The sequence below is a fragment of the Pararhizobium sp. A13 genome (assembly GCF_040126305.1).
Taxonomy (GTDB): domain Bacteria; phylum Pseudomonadota; class Alphaproteobacteria; order Rhizobiales; family Rhizobiaceae; genus Pararhizobium.
This window is the reverse complement of the sequence record NZ_CP149511.1, coordinates 934,201-957,589: the sequence shown is the minus strand read 5'-3', so window position 1 is coordinate 957,589 and position 23,389 is coordinate 934,201. Positions and strand designations below refer to the sequence as shown.

At 59.8% G+C, this 23,389-nt stretch carries 22 protein-coding genes and 2 pseudogenes; 13 read left to right on the top strand and 11 right to left on the bottom strand.

Features of this window, described 5'->3' with window-relative positions; genetic code table 11:
* Positions 1-56: 56 nt before the first annotated feature.
* The 6 genes and pseudogenes from WI754_RS26180 to WI754_RS26155 all read left to right on the top strand — a co-directional run bounded on the left by WI754_RS26180 (position 57) and on the right by WI754_RS26155 (position 5,266).
* Positions 57-2,081: a bifunctional sugar-binding transcriptional regulator/dihydroxyacetone kinase subunit DhaK gene (locus WI754_RS26180; protein WP_341486914.1), complete on the top strand. Its 2,025-nt coding sequence runs from the start codon at positions 57-59 to the stop codon at positions 2,079-2,081.
* Positions 2,082-2,142: 61 nt separating this feature from the next.
* Positions 2,143-2,799, top strand: coding sequence for a dihydroxyacetone kinase subunit DhaL (dhaL, locus tag WI754_RS26175; RefSeq protein WP_341486913.1), 657 nt, complete (start codon positions 2,143-2,145; stop codon positions 2,797-2,799).
* A 97-nt stretch (positions 2,800-2,896) separates the two neighbouring features.
* A pseudogene (locus tag WI754_RS26170) lies at positions 2,897-3,019 on the top strand (nucleotidyltransferase); the annotation flags it as partial.
* A 105-nt stretch (positions 3,020-3,124) separates the two neighbouring features.
* Positions 3,125-4,075 carry a DUF1403 family protein gene (locus tag WI754_RS26165; RefSeq protein WP_341486912.1) on the top strand — a complete coding sequence of 317 codons (951 nt, stop codon included), beginning with the start codon at positions 3,125-3,127 and terminating at the stop codon, positions 4,073-4,075.
* 125 nt (positions 4,076-4,200) lie between these two features.
* Complete coding sequence (locus tag WI754_RS26160) at positions 4,201-4,773, top strand: SMC-Scp complex subunit ScpB (protein ID WP_341488011.1); 573 nt, start codon at positions 4,201-4,203, stop codon at positions 4,771-4,773.
* 232 nt (positions 4,774-5,005) lie between these two features.
* On the top strand, positions 5,006-5,266 hold the full coding sequence (locus tag WI754_RS26155; RefSeq protein ID WP_341486911.1) for a ribbon-helix-helix protein, CopG family: 261 nt from the start codon (positions 5,006-5,008) through the stop codon (positions 5,264-5,266).
* Positions 5,267-5,412: 146 nt separating this feature from the next.
* Here WI754_RS26155 and WI754_RS26150 read toward each other — a convergent pair whose 3' ends face one another.
* The 10 genes and pseudogenes from WI754_RS26150 to WI754_RS26105 all read right to left on the bottom strand — a co-directional run bounded on the left by WI754_RS26150 (position 5,413) and on the right by WI754_RS26105 (position 13,763).
* Positions 5,413-6,315, bottom strand: a complete 903-nt coding sequence (locus tag WI754_RS26150; RefSeq protein ID WP_349437964.1) for a nucleotidyl transferase AbiEii/AbiGii toxin family protein — start codon at positions 6,313-6,315, stop codon at positions 5,413-5,415.
* Entirely contained in the window at positions 6,315-6,965 is a 651-nt protein-coding gene (locus tag WI754_RS26145; protein ID WP_349437962.1) for a type IV toxin-antitoxin system AbiEi family antitoxin, read from the bottom strand. Before WI754_RS26145 ends, WI754_RS26150 begins: the two co-directional genes overlap by 1 nt.
* 451 nt (positions 6,966-7,416) lie before the next feature.
* Entirely contained in the window at positions 7,417-7,638 is a 222-nt protein-coding gene (locus WI754_RS26140; protein ID WP_341486908.1) for a hypothetical protein, read from the bottom strand.
* 85 nt (positions 7,639-7,723) lie between these two features.
* Entirely contained in the window at positions 7,724-8,056 is a 333-nt protein-coding gene (locus WI754_RS26135; RefSeq protein WP_341486907.1) for a hypothetical protein, read from the bottom strand.
* Positions 8,057-8,137: 81 nt separating this feature from the next.
* Complete coding sequence (locus WI754_RS26130) at positions 8,138-9,238, bottom strand: substrate-binding domain-containing protein (RefSeq protein ID WP_341486906.1); 1,101 nt, start codon at positions 9,236-9,238, stop codon at positions 8,138-8,140.
* A gap of 48 nt (positions 9,239-9,286) precedes the next feature.
* On the bottom strand, positions 9,287-10,351 hold the full coding sequence (locus WI754_RS26125; protein WP_341486905.1) for an ABC transporter permease: 1,065 nt from the start codon (positions 10,349-10,351) through the stop codon (positions 9,287-9,289).
* Positions 10,352-10,373: 22 nt separating this feature from the next.
* Entirely contained in the window at positions 10,374-11,870 is a 1,497-nt protein-coding gene (locus WI754_RS26120) for a sugar ABC transporter ATP-binding protein (protein WP_341486904.1), read from the bottom strand.
* Between the two features lie 142 nt (positions 11,871-12,012).
* A complete protein-coding gene (locus tag WI754_RS26115; RefSeq protein WP_341486903.1) occupies positions 12,013-12,555 on the bottom strand; it encodes a gluconokinase in 543 nt (180 codons plus the stop codon).
* Positions 12,524-12,607: pseudogene (locus WI754_RS26110) on the bottom strand (gluconate 5-dehydrogenase); the annotation flags it as partial. The gene WI754_RS26115 and the pseudogene WI754_RS26110, both read right to left, overlap by 32 nt.
* Positions 12,608-12,734: 127 nt before the next feature.
* Positions 12,735-13,763 carry a LacI family DNA-binding transcriptional regulator gene (locus tag WI754_RS26105; RefSeq protein ID WP_341486902.1) on the bottom strand — a complete coding sequence of 343 codons (1,029 nt, stop codon included), beginning with the start codon at positions 13,761-13,763 and terminating at the stop codon, positions 12,735-12,737.
* 134 nt (positions 13,764-13,897) lie between these two features.
* Here WI754_RS26105 and WI754_RS26100 point away from each other — a divergent pair, with 134 nt between their 5' ends.
* Positions 13,898-14,824, top strand: coding sequence for an SMP-30/gluconolactonase/LRE family protein (locus WI754_RS26100; RefSeq protein WP_341486901.1), 927 nt, complete (start codon positions 13,898-13,900; stop codon positions 14,822-14,824).
* A gap of 111 nt (positions 14,825-14,935) precedes the next feature.
* Here WI754_RS26100 and WI754_RS26095 read toward each other — a convergent pair whose 3' ends face one another.
* A complete protein-coding gene (locus WI754_RS26095) occupies positions 14,936-16,093 on the bottom strand; it encodes an ROK family transcriptional regulator (RefSeq protein WP_341486900.1) in 1,158 nt (385 codons plus the stop codon).
* A gap of 211 nt (positions 16,094-16,304) precedes the next feature.
* Between WI754_RS26095 and WI754_RS26090 the strand changes: the two genes are divergently transcribed.
* From WI754_RS26090 to WI754_RS26065, 6 genes are all read left to right on the top strand, one after another.
* Entirely contained in the window at positions 16,305-17,579 is a 1,275-nt protein-coding gene (locus WI754_RS26090; protein ID WP_349437958.1) for an ABC transporter substrate-binding protein, read from the top strand.
* Between the two features lie 151 nt (positions 17,580-17,730).
* The gene (locus tag WI754_RS26085; RefSeq protein WP_341486898.1) at positions 17,731-18,615 is read left to right on the top strand and encodes a sugar ABC transporter permease; all 885 of its coding nucleotides are present in this window, start codon (positions 17,731-17,733) and stop codon (positions 18,613-18,615) included.
* Positions 18,615-19,466, top strand: coding sequence for a carbohydrate ABC transporter permease (locus WI754_RS26080; RefSeq protein ID WP_341486897.1), 852 nt, complete (start codon positions 18,615-18,617; stop codon positions 19,464-19,466). Before WI754_RS26085 ends, WI754_RS26080 begins: the two co-directional genes overlap by 1 nt.
* Before the next feature lie 26 nt (positions 19,467-19,492).
* Positions 19,493-20,629 (top strand): ABC transporter ATP-binding protein, encoded by a 1,137-nt coding sequence (locus tag WI754_RS26075; RefSeq protein WP_341486896.1) that lies wholly within the window; start codon positions 19,493-19,495, stop codon positions 20,627-20,629.
* A 17-nt stretch (positions 20,630-20,646) separates the two neighbouring features.
* Positions 20,647-22,782 carry a beta-galactosidase gene (locus WI754_RS26070; RefSeq protein WP_341486895.1) on the top strand — a complete coding sequence of 712 codons (2,136 nt, stop codon included), beginning with the start codon at positions 20,647-20,649 and terminating at the stop codon, positions 22,780-22,782.
* A 34-nt stretch (positions 22,783-22,816) separates the two neighbouring features.
* Positions 22,817-23,098 carry a hypothetical protein gene (locus WI754_RS26065; RefSeq protein ID WP_341486894.1) on the top strand — a complete coding sequence of 94 codons (282 nt, stop codon included), beginning with the start codon at positions 22,817-22,819 and terminating at the stop codon, positions 23,096-23,098.
* The last annotated feature ends 291 nt before the right edge of the window (positions 23,099-23,389 follow it).

The window sequence follows — 23,389 nt, the reverse complement described above, 5'->3', positions numbered from 1 at the left end:
CTTCAGTTGGCAAAGCCGGTGCAAGCAAGACGGGCGTGGTGGAGGGATTTGAAGCCATGCCGCTGCGCTATGGAGATGATCCCTACGTCTGGGCCTGCTGGCTTTACTATGAGGATGGCAGGACACAAGGCGATATCGCGGAAATCATGGGTATCTCGCGGGCGACTGTAAACAGCTATCTGGCCGACGCCCGCAGCCGTGGGATTGTCAATATCTCTCTGGAACCGTCGCGTCTGAGTTCACTCTCGGTCGCGCAGGAGCTCAAAGGCCATTTCGGGCTGAATGACTGTCTTGTTGTACCCAGCGACGACGGTTCGCGGCCATTGATCGACCGGCTCGGCGCGGCGGGCGCTCAAGCTGTCGCCAAGCTTCTGAAATCTGGTGATACATTAGCCGTTGCCTGGGGCCGAACGGTCCTTGCAATCGCCGAACAGTTGTCCGTAACCAATCTCCAGGATGTTACGGTTGTTCAGGCGACCGGTGGTACGCGGGCGCGTTTTGCCTACACGCCGGAACTCTGTGCAGCCGCCTTCGCCGGTGCAGTCAGCGGGAAATTGATCAATCTGACCACGCCGGCCATCGTTTCGACTGCGGAGGTTCGCGACGTCCTGCTACGTGAGTCACTTATTGAAGACCAGTTTGCGATCCTTTCCAAAGCCAACAAAGCGCTGTTCGGCGTCTCGTCGCTGCGCCCCAACTCGACCATTCACACCAGCGGTTACTTTGAGTCAGTCTCGCTCCAGGAATATCTGGCGAAGAATGCAGTCGGGGTCGTCGCAGGGCGTTTCATCGACCCGCAGGGACAACCGGTCGCCGGTCCGCTCGACGACCGAATGATCGGGATATCCCTCGATATGCTGAAATCGATAGGGCTGCGTATTGCCGTCGCCGGCGGTTTCGACAAAGTACCCGCTATCCTCGCGGCGCTTCGCGGCGGCTACATCAACGTTCTCATCACCGATGCTGCGACTGGCCGAGGTATCCTGAACGCCGACGGCGTGAAGGAGATTGACCCGAAGAATTCGCAACGCCCCAGATTTGACAACACCGTTCAGTTGCCCAGCGGCGTTCGCACGCATATCAAGAAGTTCCTGAACAATCCTGATCACGTCGTCGACGAAATGCTTGACGGCGTAGTAAAAGCCCATTCTGCCTATATTGCGCCGATCAAGGGGTCCAATCGGACGCTCGTCGCACGCACAGGACCGCGTCCGGGAAAGGTCGGTCTTGTCATCGGCGGCGGCACTGGCCATGAGCCCTGCTTCCTCGGATACGTCGGCAAGGGTCTCGCCGATGCGGTCGCCATAGGCAATATTTTCTCATCGCCACCTCCCACACCGATTCTTGAGTGTGCAAAGGCTGCGTCCGGTGGAGAAGGCGTGCTCTTTGTCTATGGCAACTATGCCGGCGACGTCATGAATTTCGAGATGGCCGCCGAGATGGCGCAGGAAGAGAAGATTGATGTCCGAACTGTACTGACGACGGATGATATTGCCTCCTCTCCTGTGGAGGATAAGGAAGGTCGTCGAGGTGTCGCTGGAAACTTCTTCATCTTCAAGATTGCCGGGGCTGCCTGCGATCGGGGAATGTCGCTCGATGCCTGCGAGGCGGTAACGCGCAAGGCCAACGAGCGAACCTTTACCATGGGTGTTGCGCTAGAGCCCTGCTCACTGCCCCAGACCCGACGACACAATTTCGAGATTGGTCCCGATGACATAGAGATCGGTATGGGTATCCACGGAGAGCGTGGCGTCATCCGCGAAAAAATGATGAGCGCCGACGAAATCACAGACAGGGTCATGGACCGCATCTTCGCCGAGATGAAGCCTTCTTCGGGCGACCGGGTTGCGGTGCTGATCAATTCCTTCGGAGCCACGCCATTGATGGAACTTTACATTCTGTTCAGACGCGTCGAACAGCGGCTGAGCGCAAAGGACATCAAGATAGAAGCGAACTGGGTGGGGCACTACTGCACCTCACTCGATATGGTCGGTGCATCCATATCAGTTTTGCACCTCGACCACGAGTTGACGGAATTACTATGCCACCCTTGCGACACCGCCGCTCTGAGGGTCGGCTAAATACACACGAGATGCACCCTGCCAAGTAAGGGCGCAACCTGATGGGGTTGGGAGAAAGACTATGTCGGAAAAAGCGGCGCGACGCTTGAGCGGGATGTTTCAGCGCATATCTTTTGCAATCAACTCCGAGAAGGATCATCTCTCTGAGCTGGATGGCGCCATTGGCGATGCTGACCATGGGATCACCATGGCTCTGGGCTTCATGGCCGTAAACGCTGAACTGGCGAAAGTCGACCTGGATCACACCCTTCCGTCAGAGATTTTTACGATTGCAGCCTCGGCCTTTCTCGATGCAGTCGGCGCGTCCACTGGCCCCCTTTATGCGACGGCATTCCGAAGGGCCGCCCAAGCCCTCAAGCAAGACGAATCTCTTTCGGCTTCCGGCCAGGCCGCGATTGTAGAGGCAATGACGGCTGGCATTCAACAGCGCGGCAAGGGGCAACGCGGCGACAAGACGATGCTGGACGCCTGGGTGCCGGCTACGGAAGCGGCTGTCAGTGCACGGGCAAATGATGTCGGGATTCCGGAAATGTGGAACAGGATAGTAGAGGCAGCGGAAACCGGGGCAAACTCCACACGTTCGATGGTTGCGGCGCGCGGACGGGCGGCACGACTGGGAGAGCGGTCCCTCGGGCACGTAGATCCAGGTGCAGCCTCGGCTGTTATCATCCTGCTTGCTATGAAGGACACTTTTGCTGACTGCGGCGTCGGGGATTAGTACATTCACCCTAAACGTCACTGCTCGACCCGGTACGGCCAAAGCACGCATGCGCACAAATTCTTGGAAGGGGTCAGGTTTTATCAATCCGAAGGCGATGTCGGCATTTTTCCTTCACCAGGCAATCGAGCAAGCCTACGCTACGCTTCTTTTGGTTCTGACCAACGACAGTCCTTCCTCACATAATCTACGGTTTCTTCGCGGGCTTGCCGAGGAGCGAGCCGGAGAGACCGCCAGCTTATCGGTCGTTCCTTGCCGGTTATCATGCTGTGCGGTTTTCAACAATTCTGTGGTGAAAAGCGATCTCTTGACCTAAGCTTCACCGATGTCGAAATTCGATTCCCAGACTGCCCGGCCCGATCCAATGCCCGTTGTTCCTGCGTGGGCGGTCCCGCGCGGACCCGTTACCAGCGACACGGACGCGGCCTTCCTGGCAGGCGCAGCATTGAATGCGCTGGACACGCTGGTGCGGATGCAGCCGGATTGGGCCGGTGTCTGGCGTCAGCGCCTGGCGTTGAAATGTGCCGTATCGGCAGTGCGGCTTGCCGGCCGATCCGAGGACGAGGCGGCCTTGCGCGATGTCTGGGTTCTGCGCGGTTCCGGCGATGATTTGGGCCCGGCCGGCGACATCTTCGCGGCCTATAAACGGCTGGCGGCCCGGCTAACGACGATCGATACAAAGGTACTGCGCGAACTCGCCGACCTCTTCGCTATCCGCTGGGGTGATGAACTTGCCACCATCCCGGCCATGATCGATGCAATCAATCAAGCGGGAACGATGGCTCCCTTTGCCGCCGCAGCCATCGTCACGGAGCTTTACACCATCCGGCCGGATGCCGAAGTGCTCGCCTGGTGGCTGGCCGACTGGATGCTGGCGCAAAGACTGCGATGGGACCGTCCGATCCCGCTCCTGATGGCGCAGCGTACTTCGACTGCGTTTCGTCTTGAGACGGGCAGGGGCCGTATGCGTCCGGGCGAGCTGGGATTTGAGCGGGCGGTGTGTCTGGCTCTGGCGCAGGCGTCGACCGAAGCGTGCCGGCTGGCGGCGGAGGTTTCCAGGCGTGCGGATCGGCTGGCGGCGGTTGCGCCGAAGCTGCGGGCCAAGGGGGCAGGCGAGGCAATCCGCCTTTTGCTCGACGAGGACGCCGTTTCCGGCGCGTTGCGGACCGCAAAGCTGTCGCGCTGGGCCAGCCGCCGACTGTTTGAGCGCCTGATCGAATTCGACGCTGTGCGCGAATTGTCCGGGCGATCGACGTTCCGGATCTACGGGTTGTGAACGTGGCAAGACAAGCAAACGCGGCCAGGGTCGGACGGGCGGATCGTCAGCGGAGGCGTTCAGACAATGCGCTGCTCGACACCGAGCTCGCCGATCTGCCACCGGAGTTGCGCTGGCGCGAATGGATGCAGCGCGTCGAGGCGGTCATCTTTGCTTCGGCGACGCCGGTGCCCCGCGAAACGCTGGCCGGGGTCGTTGGCCGCAATTGCAGCATCGACCTTTTGATCGACGATCTGCGCGAGGAGCTGCGCGGCCGGCCGTATGAGCTGGTATCCATCGCCGGCGGCTGGCAGCATCGTACCAAACCCGCCTATGCCGGCGTCATCCGTGCATCCGGGGCGCCAACGCGGGCAACCGCCGATCTGAGTGCCGATGAGGCGGCCGTGTTGATGGCGATCGGCTATTTCCAACCGGTGACGCGTGCAGAACTTTCGAAGATCTTCGGTAAGGAGATCAGCCGCGACCTGATCGGCAACCTGCGTTCATTTGAGCTCATCGCTTCGGGCCCACGCAGCCCGCAGCCCGGGGCGCCTTACACTTACGTCACGACGCAGGCATTCCTGTCAGCCTTCGGCTTCGACACCCTGCGCGATCTGCCTGATATTGAGATGCTTGAGGACGCAGGGCTTCTCAGCCGCGATCGGATGATGGCCGCGGACATCGGCACGACAATATCTGACGAAAGCGGCGAGGAATGAGCAGACGCGACGGCTGCGCAATTCGTTAAATCGAAATCGATTTAACGATAAAATTACGCACCTATCTACCAAACAAAGGCATTCCGTCTGATAATTTAATATTAATCCTGATTGGGTCGATGACGTCGAGGATTCCAAGTGGGGGGCATCGGTCGGCTTCCAATCGGCGATAGACGAGTTCATGGACCCCGAATGTCTTACATTGTCTTACAAATTCAAAAAGGGGTTGCAGATGACGAAACCTAATACGTCAGAATCGGTAACGCTGCGAATTCCGCTGGATGTTTTGTCAGATATCGAGCTGATTGCTGAATCGACCGAACGTTCCAGAAGTTACATCATCGTTCGGGCGCTGAGAACATACCTTTTGAATGAAGGCTCTGACATCCTCGCGGCAAGGAGAGGAAGAGAACAAGTCGCCGCAGGCGAGTACGAGGATATCGATGATGTAATTGCTGACATGGATCGCATTATTGCCGGAAAAGTTGCATGATCCCGATCAAACTTTCGAGGGATGCGGCAAATTGTATCAGAAATGAATCGGAATATTTGCGGAGTTATGTAGGAACACCCACCAAACACCCGCAGCAATCAGAGATTGAATTTATCGTGGCGCATTTGTGCTTACGTCGTCAAGGTCTAGGCAGCGAGCCTGATCTTTGCGACAAGCGAATTCGCCTCACGATGTCTCTTGTTTGCGTTATCCACTGCCAAAATTCGCTCGTCATCAGTTAGATCGAGGAGGAATCTGTAACTCTCCACCACTCGATTAATCATACTCGGCAAGTCTGGCTTTTGGTCTTTTCGCAGGAGGCTCGCGAGGTCCGCGATCTCGTAGTCGGCACTTCCCCGCACCCGATCGGAGAAGCGATCGTAATTGAGTCCCTCGCCGCCGCTGTTCCATAGTTTCAAAACGGCAAGGGACCGAACAAGTTCTCGGTTCAGAGGGCGAAGGGCGATTTCCGATAGGTCGTGCAAGTCTCGAATCTTGGATCGCTGGCTCGCCGCGCGGATTTTTTCGGCAACGACTTCTTCAAATGTCAGAGAAGCTATTGGAGCCGGCGCGAACGGGAGCAGATCGAAGTAGTCCTGCTTGATTTGTTCGACAGGCAGGACTGGCAACACAGGTTGCTCGCGCGTACTGACCTGGAGCTTGATTTTCAGCCCTCTCGGATTGGCGTCGTGGAAGCAAACTGGGTTGGCGGCGCAACCGTCGTCCGTCGTGTACCAATCCTTGTCTTTGTCGAAGCGGAAACTTAATCCGTGGTAGGGTTGCCCCAGTGCGTCGAGCATCATGATCATCAGGTCATCAAGATCAATGTCGTTGCAGCGGGTGAAATCGAGATCGGTAGATAGACGGCCTCGCGGGCCGAACACCATTTTGCGAAGCATCGTGCCGCCTTTGAAGGCTACGTGATTCATGATCCCCTTGTCGACGAAGAGCTGAAGCAGGTACGTCAGGGTGACGTCGATCTCAACGTTTCCGATGTCGCGCGCCCCGGATCGAGCTGCAACTTTACGAAGGTCATTCGCGGACAACATCAGGAGACGCTCTGAGGAGCTAGCACTTCGGCGAGCAAGTCAGACTCGCGTGCATTGACGAAAAGCCCCCAGCTTGAAACATATCCAATGTCTCCATCCTTGCGTTCGGGTCGCCCGAAGCTAGAGCGTTGACTGTTTGGAATGGCAGAACGCATGGCCGCGCGAATATCGGAAGGGAGCTGCCTTCCCACGAGGTCGGCAAGAAAGCCCAATCGCTGCATGACCACCTTGGATTTCAACATCATCGCAGCATTGAGCAGGTCCTCAGGATCGATGTCAGCGAGCGCCGCATACACGATCCTGGCCAGTTCAGATGGACCGCCGCAGAGGTCCGGGCGGTCCACGCAGTCCACGACCGTTTTTGCGGGCGAGGAGATGGCAACATCTCGGCCGTACACATCATACGTATCGAAGCCGAAGAACTTTCTCTCTGCGACCTTGACGAAACGCACATCGTTACCTTCGATGACCTTGGCTGGAACCTGCCGTTTCGTTGCTACGAAAACGGTCATGGGCCGCTGTGTCGTAAAGCCATGCCACGAGGCGGCGGACCACCAGCCTATATAGGACGGGTCCACGGCTGCCGCGGCCATAGCCAGAATGTTGTTCTCCCCAAGGTTCTCCGGCCCATACTCGGGCGGCAGCAGCATGTACCGACCACCTATAACGCGTGCTAGCCAGCCCTTGTCCGCGAGACCTCGCACCACTGTTCGGCTCGTCATCTCGGAGCCGAGGATACGTTTGGCGTCGCCAGGACGTACGACCGTGCGTCCTTCCTCTATGAGGGAGAGCACTACCTTGGCTTCCGAGGGCCCCAATGTGCGTAGATTAAAATTCATTTCGTTTTTGCTCTGTAACCACCAAAATCGAATACAATATAATCTCACCAATTCTTTTCGTCAATGGCAGAGATTAATTTGTATTTTGAGTTGGTTGTTCTACCACAAAAAAACAATATAAATTAATCGCGAGAAACTCGATATGCCAACGGGGTACCGGGGGCCTGATAAAGACTCCTGCGGTGGAGCAGTCCGACCGCGACCGCGAAGCCGTCACAAAGTTGCTTCCGCAAAATTCCCGAATTCCGGTCCATGAGCATACCTAATTCTGATGCTTGGATGGGCACAAGATGCCGTTTGAATAGGAATTAACCAAGCACACCGCGCCGAGGACGGCGATGAGGCCTGGGCTTTCGTTCGCGATCACGTCAGGAAGGGATCGACCATCCACGCCGACGAACATTTCAGCTACAACGACCCAAGCCGACACGGTAAGAATGTCGTCCGTTTTCACGGCGAGAGACATGCGCCTCTTGCCGTTCATTATTGTATCCACCTTTCTTTGGTAGATAGGTGCGTAAAATTATGCGCGCGGCGCTGTACGCGGATTTCAGCGATGCACCGTCGTTCTACACCGTCGGATATTCGTTCGCCGTGAAAACATGGTGATGGACGCGCCCCGAGAACATCTCAAGCAGTCCGCCGGTTACAGCGCGGCTTTCGAAGCGCACGTCTGACTGCAGCGCCCTGTTGCAGGTTTCGAGGTCGGGATAGCGTATGGCGAGCGCCATGGCGAAGGCTGGTGCTCCCTCGTCGCGATCGGCTCCGTCCAGCACACGGACCTCCTCGGCGCCCGGAAACCGGGTCCAGAGTGGCACGAGCCTTTCCTTCACATAAGCGCGGAATGCGGCTTCCTTGCCTGGATGAATTTCCCCTTCGAAGAGGGCATAGCGAATGATCATGATACTGCCTTCGGCTGGCGGGATTTCACAAGGCGGAAGAAAAAGGGGCACCATTCGCGGTGCCCAGCTCCTGGGAGGTCGTTAAATCTTGCCCCAGAGTTTCTTGTATTCGTCGCGGTAGCCGTTGTCCGGGTCGAAGCTATTCTTCGGTCCGCCATCGAACTCGACATTGTCAGACGTGACGACGTGGAGGGGTGAGAGGTAGCCTGACCACTGTTCGCCAGCGAAGGCGCGGTTCAGCTCGTCGACGAGCTGCCAGCCCTGCAGGTTGAGCGGTTCAGCGACCGTCACTTTCTGGAACTGGCCAGCGCGGATGCGCTGATAGGCCGATTCCGAGCCGTCTCCTGCGGCGACATTGATCGGCGCGTCCGTGCCGCCCTTGCCTGCTGCGGCGAGAGAGGGGCCCATGAAGTCGAAATAGAGGTCGTTGATGGCGAGCGAATGGGTCCACTGGTCGCCGTATTTCTGCAACAGAGACGTCGTCAACTGCGGCATGCGTTGCGAGGTTTCGGCAATCGGGGTATCGACATATTCGAGCACCGTGCCGCCGAGCGCCTCGATCTCGGCCTTCATCTTGTCGGCCTTGGCAATAGCGATAGCATAGGTGCTGTCGGTGAAGATGATCACGCCTGGCTTACCCTTAGCGTCGACATAGGCATAGTCGGCCGCAGCCTTGGAGACTTCCATGGCATCGGTGCTGACATTGGCGAAGAGACCGGTCTTTTCGTCCGGGCCGATTACCGGACCCGCATGCCAGGCAACCAGCGGAATGCCCGCAGCCTTGGCCTGCTCCAGCGCCGGACCCTGCTCGACCGCATCGAAACCGTTGATGATGATGCCCGCCGGCTTCAAAGCCATGGCCTGTCCGAAGGCTGCTGTGCGGCCGCCGATCGAGCCCGCGCCGTCGAGAACCTTGACTTCCCAGCCGATTGCTTTGGCTGCTTCCTCGACGCCGGTGGTGACCCCCAGAATGCCGCCGTTTTTCAGGTCGCCGGCGAGCACGACGATTGTCTTGCCGTCCTGCGCCTTCGGGCTTGCCTTCGGGCCGTCCCAGGCCGTGACGCGGGTGGCGTATTTGTCGACCAAGGCCTTGGCGTCCGCCGTGGCATCGGCCAGTGCCGGGCCGGCCAGCATCAGCGCCAGCATGGCGACCGATCCCTGGATCATTGTTCTGCGTTTCATGGTTCTTCCTCCCTTTGAAGACGTGCGTTTCGCACAATCGATGTTCCGTCAGTTTTTCGGTGTTCTTGCGGGCACCAGGCCGGGTGCGGCCGCCTTGCCGACGGCGCCCCGCTTGCGCTGGGCGTAGCCGGCGATGCCAATGGCAACGAGCAGGGTGACGCCGTTGAAGAGGGGCTCGACGAAGAACGAGCCACCTGTCTGCTGGATGCCCGAGATGCCGACGGCGAGAATGATGACGCCCGTCATCGTGCCCCAGACATTGACGCGGCCGGGCTTGATGGTCGTGGAGCCGAGAAAGGCGCCGACGAGCGCCGGCAAGAGATATTCGAGCCCGACGCTTGCCTGGCCGATACGCAGCTTCGAGGCAAGGAGCACGCCGGCAAGCGCCGCAAGCGTTCCCGACGAGACGAAGGCGCCGATGACAAAACGGCGGACCGGGATGCCATTCAGCGCCGCCGCCTTCGGGTTGGCGCCGATGGCATAGACGTAGCGGCCGATCGGCAGATATTCGAGGATGATCCAAAGCGCGACGGCAAACAGCAGGACGTAGAAACCGGTGATCGGTAGGCCGAGAACCATCGTACCGTTGAGCGCATAGAAGCCTTCGGGCAGGACGCCGACCACCTGTCGGCCACCCGTGTGCCAGAGCGCCAGCGCATAAAGGATCGTGCCGGTGCCAAGCGTTGCGATGAAACTGTCGATCCGCGCGACCTCGACCAGAAGGCCATTGAGGAAACCGGTGAGGGCGCCGAGCGCAAGCACGATAACGACGGCAATCGGCCATGGCACGCCGAACATGGTCTGCAGGCTGATCGCCAGAATGTGCCAGAGAACGATGCCGTAGCCGACAGTGAGGTCGATCCGGCCGGATGCCATCGGGATCATCGCCGCCAGCGACAGAAGTGCGATGATCGCCTTGTCGGAAACGATCGAGCGCAGGTTGAGAAGAGTGGGGAAGGTCTGCGGCAGTAGCAGCGAGAACAGGACGATCAGGAAGACCGTCAGGATGACCAGGCCGTAGACGGGGATATAGCGAGCAATCTTCTGGCTCGTGGTCAGCCCCGCCAGTTCGCTGCGCGTCGGCTCAAGCGCGGTGGATTCGATCGATTGCATGGTTCAAAGCTCCCGTGGTCTCTCAGGCGGCTTCCGATGCCGAAGCGGCGGAAATGACGGCGGATGTGGTAAGGGCGTCGCCCTGAAGTTCGGCGACGATGCGGCCGCGTGAAAACACCAGTGCGCGATGGCAGATATGGGCGATTTCCTCGAAGTCGGTCGATACGACGACGACGGCAAGGCCCGCCTCGAGCGCCCGGGCGATCAGCTTGTAGATCTCGGCCTTGGCGCCGATATCGACACCGGCTGTCGGGTCTTCGGCCACAAGCAGTTTGCGGCCTGTCCGCAGCCAACGGCCGACGACCACTTTTTGCTGGTTGCCGCCCGACAGCGCCTCGATCGGCAGGCTCTGGTCGTTCGGACGAAGACCAACAGTCTCGCCGATCTTGCGTGCCTGCTCGGCTTCGTTCGCCGGCGACAGGAACGAGAACAGGCCGCGGCCGGACGCACCCGGATTAAGGAAAGTGTTTTCCCGAAGCGACAGCGACATTGCCACCGATTCCTCCGTGCGGTCGCGGGCGATCAGTCCGACACCGGATTTCATCGCGGCGACGGGGTTCGCCAGGTCCGGGATATCACCATTCAGGTGGATGGTGCCACCGAAGGCCTCGCAACCGAATAGCGCCCTGCCGATGAGTTCCTGGCCGGCGCCGCGCAGGCCGACGAGACCCAGAAGCTCGTTCTGGCGGATATCGAAGGAGATCGGTCCTGTGCCTGCGCAGACCAGATCGCGGGCGGCCACGACCGTCTTGCCTGGCGTGCAGGCGGCCTTGACGAAAAGCTGATCGGCGGGGCGGCCGACGATCATCTCGATCAGGTCGTCGGGCCTTGTCTCGGCCACCGACCGCTGGCCCACCAGCTTGCCGTCGCGCAGTACGGCGACCCGATCGGCGATGCGGAAGATCTCGTCCAGACGATGCGACACATAGATCATGCCGACGCCGCGTTCCTTGAGCGGGCGGATGGCATTGAAGAGCCGCTCCACCTCGTCGGCTGGCAAGCTTGCGGTCGGCTCGTCGAGCACCAGCACGTCGGCTTCGACAGCCAGCGCGCGGGCAATCGCGACCAGCGACTTTTCGGTGCGGGTCAAGTCCTGCACCCGTGTGCTCGGATCGAAGTTGCAACCGACTAGCTCCAGCGCCTCGCGAGCGCGGTCTTCCGTCCGGCGCCAATCGATCAGTCGCGAACGCAGGGAAAAGCCCTGTGCAAGGCCAACGTTTTCGCCAACGGTCATCCATTCGACAAGACCCAGGTCCTGGTGAATGAAGGCGACCGGCTGGCGCTCGTTCGGTTTGGGCGGGCGGTGGCTATAGGGCTCGCCGCGAAACAGGATCTGGCCGCCATCAGGCTTGTAGATACCGGCAAGCGTCTTGATGAGTGTCGATTTACCGGCGCCGTTTTCGCCGAGAAGGGCGAGGATTTCGCCCGGCATGAGGCTGATGGAGACATTTTCGAGCGCGCGGGTGCCACCAAAGACCTTGGTGATTCCGTTGAACTCGATGAGTTTGCGATCGTCCATCCCCGCTCCTCCCAAAGCATCGACTGGAGATCATGTTATCGATAACATATCGGAATAGTCAAGGGCCGAAATGTTTCGGTCCGAATTTTCCCGCCGACCCCAAGACTTGGCGCCGATGACGGCGACCCTGCAGCCCGTCGGGTCATGATTCAACTCCGTCGAGGGCGGCGAGGCCGTCAAGGGCTTTTCCGGCAATGATATCCGGGGACGGCGTGATATCGACGGTGACAACGCCCGCCTCGCCTTCCGGGCTCTCCAGGGTCGCCAACTGGCTGTCGAGCAGCGAGGCCTTGAAAAAATGCCCCGGCCGCTCGGTCATCCGGTTAAGCAAGATGTCCCTCGGACCCTTGAGGTAAACGAAGGCGAGGCGCTCGCATGCTGCCTGCCGCAGCCGGTCTCGATAGGCACGCTTCAACGCCGAGCAGGAAACGACAATGCCTGTCGCACGCGCTGTTTCGAGGCGTTTCCCGATGATCTCAAGCCAGGGCCAGCGATCGCCATCGTCAAGCGGAATGCCGGCCGACATCTTGGCTATGTTTTCTGCCGGGTGCAGGCTGTCGCCCTCGACGAAGGGCAGGCCGAGTTGATCCGCCAGCCGCTCCCCGATGGAAGACTTGCCGCAGCCACTGACGCCCATCACGATGATCAGGCCCTTAAAGACAGGTGGTGATGCCACAATCGACATAGAGTGTGTGTCCGTTCACGATAGAGGATGCCTTGCCGACAAGAAAGACCGCCAACCGGCCAGTTCATCGGCATTGCCAAGCGGCGGCCGGAGGGCGTTTCCCAGCCAGCTGGAAAGATCCGACCGCAGCCGGTCGATGAAGGTACAGATCGCGTTCTAGCGGTCTACCCAACATGGAATTACGTGCTCTCGCGCTCGATGACGCGAAAGCCGGTGACGGTGATGGCTTCCGGCATCCCCATGCCCTGGATGGTCTGCGTCAGCTTGAGCGCTGCTTGTCGGCCGATGCCGTAGCAATCGACGTTGATGGTCGTCATGCGCGGGTGACAGCAGGCGGCGATTTCGTAGTCACCGAAACCGGCAATGGCAATGTCTTCCGGGACTTTCATGCCCCGGCGCTGACATTCCATGAGCGCGCCAAAGGCCGAAAGGTCCGAAACGCAAAGCACCACCTGCGTGTCCGGCCAGCGCTCCAGCATGTTGACGACCGCCTGCGCACCCTGTTCCATCGAAATTGGCGGGACGCCGAAGGAAATCAGGCGGTCCGCTGGCAGGTTCAGTCTTTCCAAAGCGCGAACAAAACCCGCCCGGCGCTGGCTGCCGCGCGTATCGCGCGCCGTCGTGCCGCCGATATAGCCGAAGCGCTGGTAACCCTTGGCAGCAAGAGTTTCGACAAGGAGCTCCATCGCCTCGCCATTGGAGAAGCCAACGACCTTGTCGATCGGTTGGGCCGGCCTGTCCCAGGTCTCGATGACCGGGATGCCGGCCTGTTCAAGCATGCGTCGGCCCTTCGGCGTGTGGGAGCCGCCGGTCAGGATGATACCCTCGGGCCGGCGCCGCAGCATAGCCTCGATCAACTCTTCTTCCCGCTCGACCGAATAATTGGTGTAGCCCAACAGCAATTGCAGGCCGGTTCCCTCGAGCGCATCGGTGATGCCGCGCGCCGTGTCGGAAAAGTTCGAATTGTTGATCGAAGGGATGATGGCGGCGACGAAGCCTGTACGCCGGGACGAAAGGCTGCCGGCCGATTGGTCGAGAACATAACCGAGTTCGTTGACCGCCTGCATTATCCGCTCGCGCGTTTCCTTGGAAACATGGCTGCCTTCTTTCAGGGCCCGCGACACAGTCATTGCCGAAACGCCGGCGCGGCGGGCCACATCGCTCATCGTCGGGGCTTCGGGCATCTTGCCGTCCGGTATCTTCGTCATTGCCTTTTCCGCGTGGGTGACCGCTGCAAAAACCTGTTTATCCCTGATAATGTTATCGCTATCATCGCAAGGAAACAACCGGTGGGCTGGTAATCGGCACGGCGACAAACATTTTTAGGGAAAAGGAAAAAAACATGTTCGGAGAGATTGAGGGCACCGGCTTCGAAATTCTGGATCCGCGCTTCGCCGCGTGTTTTGTCGGTCATGCCCGCGTCGAACGCTTGTGGACAGGCGGGCGCTGGCTGGAGGGACCGGCCTGGTTCGCTCCCGGCCGTTTTCTCGTCTGGTCTGACATTCCGAACAATCGCATGATGCGGTTCGACGAAACCAGCGGTTCCGTGTCCGTCTTCCGCCAGCCTTCGAACAATTCCAATGGCAATACGGTGGACAACCAGGGTCGCCTGGTAACCTGCGAGCACCTGACGAGACGGTTGACGCGCACGAACTTCGACGGAACCGTTGACGTCATCGCCGATAGGTTCGAGGGAAGGCGCTTCAACTCGCCCAACGACGTCGTCGTCAAATCCGACGGCTCGATCTGGTTTACCGATCCTTCCTACGGGATCATGCATGACTACGAGGGCGAATACGGGGAGGAAGAGATCGGCGGTTGCCACGTCTATCGCGTCGATCCGCAGTCCGGCGACGTGACGAAGGTCGCCGGCGATTTCGAAAAGCCGAACGGTCTTGCCTTCTCGCCGGACGAGCGGCTTCTCTATGTCGCCGACACCGGCGCCAGCCACCTGGAAAATGGGCCGCGCCATATCCGCCGGTTTTCGGTTTCAGATGCCGGAGAGCTTTCCGGCGACGAGGTTTTCGCAACCTGCACAAGCGGCCTGTTCGACGGTTTCAGGGTCGATCGGCTGGGCCGGGTCTGGTCAAGTGCGGCAGACGGCGTTCATTGCCATGATCCGGACGGAACGCTGATCGGCAAGATCCGCATTCCCGAAATTGTCTCGAACCTCACCTTCGGCGGCGCCAGACGCAACCGGCTGTTTATCACGGCGACGAGTTCGCTCTATGCCGTTTATCTGACGGCAAATGGTCTCAAACTCGGCTGAGGCTTTGGAAGTGCTCGAGGCGCAGAGTTGCTGCGGTCGACCGGTATCTGTCACAGGATCTTTGCTTGTCCGGAATCTGTAGTTCCTTTTCGGTCAGCTAACCCCGACCCATCACCCACTCGGCGAGCGTTCGAAGTCGAAAATGTTCTGCGTCGCGAGTGCGGCAGCGCCCCGTGCCCATGAACTCGGAACCCAATCGGCGACGAGTTCCGGCTTGGTGAAGAACGTAAATTCTTCCATTGTTTTCCGGATCGGGGCGAGAAGCGCATCACCGAATTGCACGGCTTCTCCGCCAACGACGATGATCTCCGGGTCGAACAAATTGACCATGTCGGCCAGGTGGCGCCCGATCCGCGACCCGCAGTCCGAAAGAATAGAAAGCGCTAGGCCATCTCGATGTTCGACGGAGTTGGCAAACTCATCGCGGCTTATCGCGGAGCCCGTCCGGCTTTGCCATTCGTCCAGCATGTAGGGCTCGGCTGCATGCGCCATCAGGCATCCACGTCGGCCGCATTCACACAAGCGCCCATTCGGAACGGAGGTGATGTGGCCCATCTTCCCCGCGGCACTATGGCTGCCGTGATAGATCTCGTCCTTGATGACAAGCGAACAGCCGATGCCGGTGCCGATGGCAAGGGCGGCAAAATTGTGATGGTCGCGGCCGACGCCGAACAGCCGCTGGGCGACGGCAAAGGCATTGACATCGTCGTCGATCCAGACGGGCACATGGACGCGTTCAGCCAGCATCTCGGCAAAGGGCAGGTTCTTCCAGCCGAAGCGCGGGCTCTGCAGGCAGGTGCCGGTGGCGGGGTCGATTTCGCCGGGGATAGAGACGCCGATGCCACGAATTTCACTCTCCTGCCGATTGGCCTGGGAGATAAGGCGAGGGATGGTCGCGGCAATGGTCTCGATCATGCCTTCAGGCGTCGTATCCGCGACGCTTGCCTCCAGAGTGGCGAGCGGCGAGGTCGCCAGATCGGTCAGCACGCACTCGATGCTGTACCTATTGAGCTTGAAACCGAGCGCCAGGTGAGCCTCGTAATTGATGTCGACCGGTACGGGCCGTCGCCCGCCCGAGGTGCCCGACACCGTTTCGCGCTCGACCACGAGCGCTTCCTCCATCAGCTCCGCCGTAACGAAGGTCACCGCCGCCGGGCTCAATCCCGTGATCTGAGCCATCTCGGCGCGCGAGATCGGCCCGCGGTTCCGCAGCAGGTTCAGGATCAGTCGGCGATTGAGCGCGCGCGACGTGCTGGCATTTCCTCTCACTTCATTCCCTCATTAATTTATTTCGTAAATTAACTATTGCTCCAATCGCAAAGCTAGGCTAAGTTTCCATCGTTGGCAATCGAGGAGGAGTGCGCAGGCGCGCGAATTGTTCGGCCCTGCGTGCTTTCAATGAATTCACAGCAATCCGATAGGTCCGGGCAACGCCCTGTCCGGCGATGGCGAAGCTTTGTCTTGGGAGGAGAGAATGGCAATGAAAGATCTAACGTCGTTGATGCAAGGCGCGTCCCCGTCGCGCCGCCAGTTCGTGATTGGCGCAGGCACGGCGCTGGCCGGCATTGCGCTTGGCTGCCCGGCAGTCGCGCAGTCCAAAGAACTGACGATCATCTCCAATATCGGCAACGCCGCGCAACGCGACGTGCTGCAGCGGCTTGCGAGTGAGTATGAAAAAGCAAGCGGGGTGAAGGTCACCATCAACAATATGGACCATGAGGCCCACAAGACCGCAATCCGCAGCTATCTCGTCGTCGGCGCGCCGGACCTCTGCTTCTGGTTCTCCGGCAATCGCATGAAAGCCTTCGTCAAGCGCGATCTGTTCGACGACATTTCCGACCTTTTTGAGCGCGAGAACTACAAAAGCGTGCTTGGTCCGTCGGCTGCAGCGGTGACGGTCGACGGGAAGCAATATGGACTGCCCCTCGGGGGCCTTCTTTGGGGCATGTTCTACCGCAAGGACGTCTTTGCCGAAAAGGGCTGGACGGCGCCCAAGACCCTCAAGGATCTGCTGGCGCTCGGCGAGCAGGCGAAGTCGGCAGGCATGGTCCCGGTCAGCATGGGTACCAAGGAAATGTGGCCCGCGGCCGGCTGGTTCGACCATATGAACCTTCGCATCAACGGTCTCGATAAGCACATCGCGCTGATGGACGGCCAGATGTCCTATATGGACGACGCCCTCAAGCCGGTGTTCGACACGTGGGAGGAACTGATCAAGGCTGATCTCTTCAGCCCGAACCACACGTCCTTCGGCTGGGAACAGGCTGCCGCGGCGCTAGCCCAGAAAAAGGCGGCAATGATGGACCTCGCCGGCTTCATCAAATACGGCTTCCCCGAGGATCAGGTCGACCAGATCGCCTTTGCGCCATTCCCGGAAATCACCTCCGGCACGGCGCGCTACGAGGATTTCGCCCTGAACTCCATCCATGTGCCGAAGAACGCCAAGAACAAGGAAAGTGCACGCGACTTCCTCGCCTACTTCTATAAGCCGGAGAACCTCTCTGCCTTCCTCGAAACCGAAAGTGCGGTGCCGCCGCGCAACGACTGCCCGCCGAGCAAGGATCCGCTGGTCAACGCAGCCGTGGAATCGCTGAAGACGGTCGTCGGCTCCGCTCAATATTACGACCGCGACACCGATCCCGATATGGCCCAGGAAGGCCTGAAGGGCTTCCAGGAATTTATGGCCAGGCCGGAACGGCGTGACCAGATCCTGGAACACCTAGAAGCAACGCGCAAGCGCATCTTCAAGGCTTGATCCGCATCACCTGCGGTCAGGCACCCTCCCTAGGCTGGCCGCACTTCGGACAGGGGCTGCACTCGATGCAACTCCTGTCCGGAATTTCGGCGACGCAGGGGTCGTGCGGATCACAAGGAAAGCAACCTTGCTCCTGGAAAGTATAAGAGAGATGTCCAGTTTCTGGCGACGCCACCGCTCATGGGTGGCTCCAACCATGTTCATCCTGCCCGGTGCCCTGCTATTCGGCATCGTGATCATCCTGGCCTCCATCCAGACGGTCTGGGTCTCGTTCTTCGACTGGGATGGCGTGGGCGAGATGCAGTGGGTAGGACTGTCGAACTATGTGCAATTGTTCGATGATGCGCAATTCTACATCTCGCTCAAGAACAACCTGATTTGGCTCGGCATGTTCATGCTGGCGCCGCCGCTGGGCCTGGCCCTGGCGTTGCTGCTCAACCAGCCGATCAGGGGCATGCGCATCATGAAGTCCCTGTTCTTCGTGCCGCTGGTGCTCGCATCGGTGACGGTCGGCGTGGTTTTCACCTGGGTCTACGACCCGAGTTTCGGCCTGCTGTCGCTGATTTTCGGCTATTTCGGAGCCACGGCACCCGCGCTGCTTTCGGATGAGCATTTCGTGACTTTCGCGGTCGTCGCTGCCGCACTCTGGCCGCAGATTGCCTTCTGCCTGGTGCTGTTCCTTGCGGGCCTCAACAACCTGAGCGAGGATCTAATCGGCGCCGGGCGCGTCGACGGCGCGCGCGGCTGGCCAATGCTTTGGCACGTGGTGCTGCCGCAATTGCGCGAGGTCAGCTTCATCGCGCTTGCCGTCACCGTGATCGGAGCGCTGCGTTCATTCGACATGGTCGCGGTCATGACATCGGGTGGACCGTTCGGCTCGTCTACCGTGCTCGCCTATCAGATGTACGAGCAATCCATCTTCTCCTATCGCTTCGGATATGGAGCCGCCATCGCCACCGTACTCTTCGTCATGATGGCCGTCTTTATCGCCTGGTACCTGCGCACCCTGCTCAAACCGGAACAGGAGAACGCCTGATGTATCCGCGTCCGATCCCCGAAGACTCCCCGTGGCGCCGTGCTGCCTATGCCGGCATGGTCGCGCTTGTCCTGGTCCTCTGGCTCGTGCCGCTGATGGCGGTGATGACCACTTCCTTGCGGTCCTTCGAGGAGGTCATGGCGGGCAACTATTGGGGCTGGCCGAAAAGCTTCAATTTTGTCGAAAACTACACCGCCGTTTTCACCCAGACGGCCATGGCGCGCTACTTCCTCAACAGCCTGATCATCACCCTGCCGTCGGTGCTCGGCGTCCTGATCCTGTCGACCCTGACCGGCTACGTGCTGTCGCGCCACCGCTTCCGTGGCGCCAACCTGATGTTCGCGCTCTTCGTCGGCGGCAATTTCCTGCCGGCGCAGATCATGATGATCCCGGTGCGCGACCTGATGGTGTCGATCGGCCTTTACGATACGTACTATGCGCTGATCATCTTCCACGTCGCCTTCCAGACCGGCTTTGCAACGCTGTTCATGCGCAATTTCATCGCGGCTCTGCCGGATGAGCTGTTCCAGGCGGCACGAGCGGAAGGCGCTTCGCCCGGCCAGACATTGGTGCATGTGGTGCTGCCACTGATTCGGCCGGCGCTGGCCGCGCTTGCGATCCTGACCTTCACCTTCGTCTGGAACGACTATTTCTGGGCGATCGTGCTCACCCAGAGCGAGGCGGTAAAGCCGGTGACGGCAGGCCTCAGCAACTTGCGCGGCGAATGGGTCTCGGCATGGAACCTCGTGGCCGCCGCCACGATCATGGTCGCGATCCCGCCCGTCGTGATGTTCTTCCTCATGCAACGCCATTTTATCGCCGGCCTCACGGTCGGAGCAGTGAAGGGCTGATGCGCAAAGATCAAAGGATGGCTCAAATGGCCAGCGTAGAAATCCAGAACGTCCAGAAGCACTATGGCAGCTACCATGCGCTCAACGACATCAACCTTTCCGTTGAAGAGGGCGAGTTCGTCGTCATGGTGGGACCGTCCGGCTGCGGCAAGTCCACGCTCCTGAAGACGATCGCAGGCCTCGAGACGGTGACGTCCGGCCAGTTGCTGATCAAGGGACGGGATGTGACCAGGCTCGAGCCGGGTGACCGCGGCATCGCCATGGTCTTCCAGTCCTACGCGCTCTATCCGCACATGACGGTCGCGCAGAACATGGGGTTCGGCCTTCGGATGGCCGGGCGCCCGAAGGCGGAGATCGATGCGGCGGTCGCGAGGGCTGCAAAAATCCTGCGGCTCGAGGAGCAACTCGAAAAGCGCCCCAAGCAAATGTCCGGCGGCCAGCGCCAGCGCGTCGCCATCGGCCGCGCCATCACCCGCTCGCCCGACGTCTTCCTGTTCGACGAGCCCCTGTCCAATCTCGATGCGGCATTGCGCACGCAAATGCGCGTCGAACTGTCGACCCTGCATGCCGAACTCGGTTCGACGATGATCTATGTGACGCATGACCAGGTCGAGGCCATGACCATGGCAAGCCGCATCGTCGTGCTCAATCGCGGCGGCATCGAGCAGGTCGGCGCGCCGCTCGATCTCTACAACAATCCTGCCAACCTGTTTGTTGCCGGCTTCCTCGGTGCTCCGCGCATGAACTTCGTCACCGGCACGGTCGCGGAAGTTTCGGGACGCGGCGCCCGCGTAGCCTGTGCCGGTGGGCTGACGGTCGCCTTCGACGATCTCGTCGTGCCCGCCACCAAGGGTGACACGGTCACGGTCGGCATCCGCCCCGAAAAGCTTGCGATCGATCAGGCTGGATCCGCCTTCACCTTCGGCGGGCAGGTGCGGCTTACCGAATATCTCGGCCGCGAGACCATCGTCTATGTCGATGCCGGAGATTTGGTGACGACCGGCTCCGATAGCGGAACCGGGGTCTTTACCGCCCAGATCGGCGACGTCCGACCATTCCAGACCGCGGCATCGGTTTCTATCGGATTTGACGCGCGCGATGCCTACCTCTTTGCGGCCGACGGCCGAACCATCAGCTCTCCCAAGCCCGTCGCAAGTCTCTGAACAAGGATAAGAATGACATGAAGCGTATAGCTCCTGCGCCCCTTTCGGTGTGGCGCACCCTTAATCTTGACGATTTTCTGATTGGCGTTCCGCATTATCCGGAGCATGTCGACGAGAGCTACTGGGAGCGTGACGCAGTGCGCATGGCCGCCGCCGGCTTCAATGTCGTGCGTTTGGGTGAGTTCGCCTGGCACATCATGGAGCCGCGCGAAGGCATGTTCGACTTCTCGCTCTTCGACAAGGCGATCGGAGTTCTGGGCGCCTGTGGCATCAACACAATCTTCTGCACGCCGACTGCGACCCCGCCGCGGTGGCTGACCGTGACCTATCCGGAAGTGTTGCGCGTTGACGTGAATGACCGCGTCGCCACCCATGGCTCGCGCCAGCATGCCGACACCAACAGCCCTGTCTACCGAATGCACAGCCGCCGGATCACCGAAGCGCTTGCCAACCACTATCGCGACAATCCGCATGTCATTGGCTGGCAGACCGACAACGAGCTGAACACCACGTCTTCGACCTCCTATTCCGAAGCGACGGAACGAGAATTCCGACGCTATCTCCGGGATCGCTACGAGACGATCGATGCGCTCAATTTTGCCTGGGGAGGAAATTTCTGGGCAACGGCTTACGACAATTTCGACCAGATCACGGTGCCGCGCCCCCACAATCCGGGCTTCCCGAGCCCCGGCCATTTCCAAGACTACCACCGCTTTCTCGCTCATGCGACGGCGGCCTTCCAGCACGATCAGGTGGAAATCCTGCGCCGGGTCAATCCGGACTGGTTCATCTTCCACAATCTCGGCCGTCTGGAAGACATCGACTTCCGCGGTCAGTTCGGCCAGGACCTCGATTTCATCGGCTTCGATATCTATCCGATGCTCTACGATGAGATGCGTCGCACTGGCGGGCATGCGGCAACACAGGCGCTGCATCTCGATGTCTGCCGCGCCTACAGCGGCAATTTCATCGTTCCGGAGCAGGCCTCGGGCTTCGGCAGCCAGCCGGGTTTTTCTACCATGACACCCGAGCCGGGCGAGATGCGCCGCATGGCGCTGAGTTCGGTGGCGCGCGGCGCCGACGGCTTGATGTTGTTCCGCTGGCGCCCGGCGCATTACGGCGCCGAAATCTACTGGATGGGCCTCATCGACCATGACGACGTGCCGCGCCGGCGCTACCAGGAAGCGATGGAATTCGCGGGCGATATCGCCAAGATCAAGCAGGACCTTCTGGGCACGACGGTGCGCATGGACGTGGCCATCGCTGGCGCCGATTTCGACAATCAGGAAGCCTACAAGACCTATCCGATGGGGATGCCGAGCCCGTTCGAGGATGCCGTGCACCTGCACCGCTATTGCCATGCAAACGGCATTGCCTGCGGCTTCATTCATCCCGAGGACGATCTGTCGCGGATCAAGCTTCTCTATGTTCCGCATTGGGTGATGTGGAAGCCGGAATGGAACGCAAACGTCGAGGCTTTCGTCAAAAGCGGCGGCACGCTGGTGATCGGCGCCATGACCGGAACGCGGGACGGGAACAATCACATCCCCACCATTCTCGCCCCCGGACCTGGCCTATCCGAGCTCTGCGGTGTTCGGGTTGAGGAATTCGGGCGCGTGGCCGAACCCGGCGCCGATGGCCTGTTTGGCCTGCATGGCACGGAACTCGGGCTACACAGTCCCGCAGCGCAACTTCCAGCCAGCTCTGCCGCACGACGGTACAAGTTCGTGCTCGGCAATCGGGAGCACGAAGCCGCCCATCTCTACGAACTGCTCGACGTGGATGCGGACGTCGAGGTGCTTGGCCGCTGGAGCAGCCGTTTCGTCAGCGGGCGGGCGGCCATTACCAGTCGCAAAGTGGGGGAGGGCAGTGCCGTCTACATGGGCACCTATCTCACAGAGTCCCTGGTCGAAAGCCTGGCCAACCTGCTCTTCGCACATGCCAGTATTGCGCCGCTGATCGCCGACCTTCCCGCGAATGTGGAAGTGACCGTCCGCGAAGCTGCCGACCGGAAACTCCTGTTCGTGCTCAATACGGATGAAGGCACAGTCGAGATTTCGTCACTGCCGGTTGGCATCGACTTGCTCACCGGCAAGGAGGTGAACGGTTGCCTTTCGCTTGGACCGCATGGCTGTGCGGTCATACGCTTCTGAGTAACTCAGGTCTAATCCACCAACGATCGCGCCAATGGCTTATCGGCGCGATTTGGGAGGCACGGCTCTCGCCTCGCGTAAGGAAATTGTCGCCGGCGAATTTAGCCATTCTAGCGTCCTCGGGGGACGCTCGATTTTTGGATGGGAGTTGCCCGTGATCGGCAAAAAGAGCAAGGCCGGATCTGCCAACCATATGCAAAATCCCCACGCTTTTGTTTGTTTTGCGTATGATTGGCAGGGAACGCGGCTCCAATTGCGCTGGGGCCTTATCGGCCATATCGCAGGTATTCTAGCGGCCATTTTGCTTGCATCCTAACGGCCATTCCGCAGAAGAAATTGACGATGTCATGCGCAATGACTGGCTATGTCACCATGCCGATTGCCAAGGAGAACGTCATATCGGTCGCCTCATTGATTTCTAAAGGCCTGCGCGGTATTTGACCGTTATGGCAGTCGTAGAGTAGTTTTACGACCGTTATAGCCGCCATCGAGGTCGATATCAGCGCACATACTCGCACCTATTCCCGCGTGACGACAAGCTGGCCTTGCTGCCGCACTCGATCCGGCAGCCGCGTTCGGAGGTGAAGGATGACTTCTGATCGGGCTC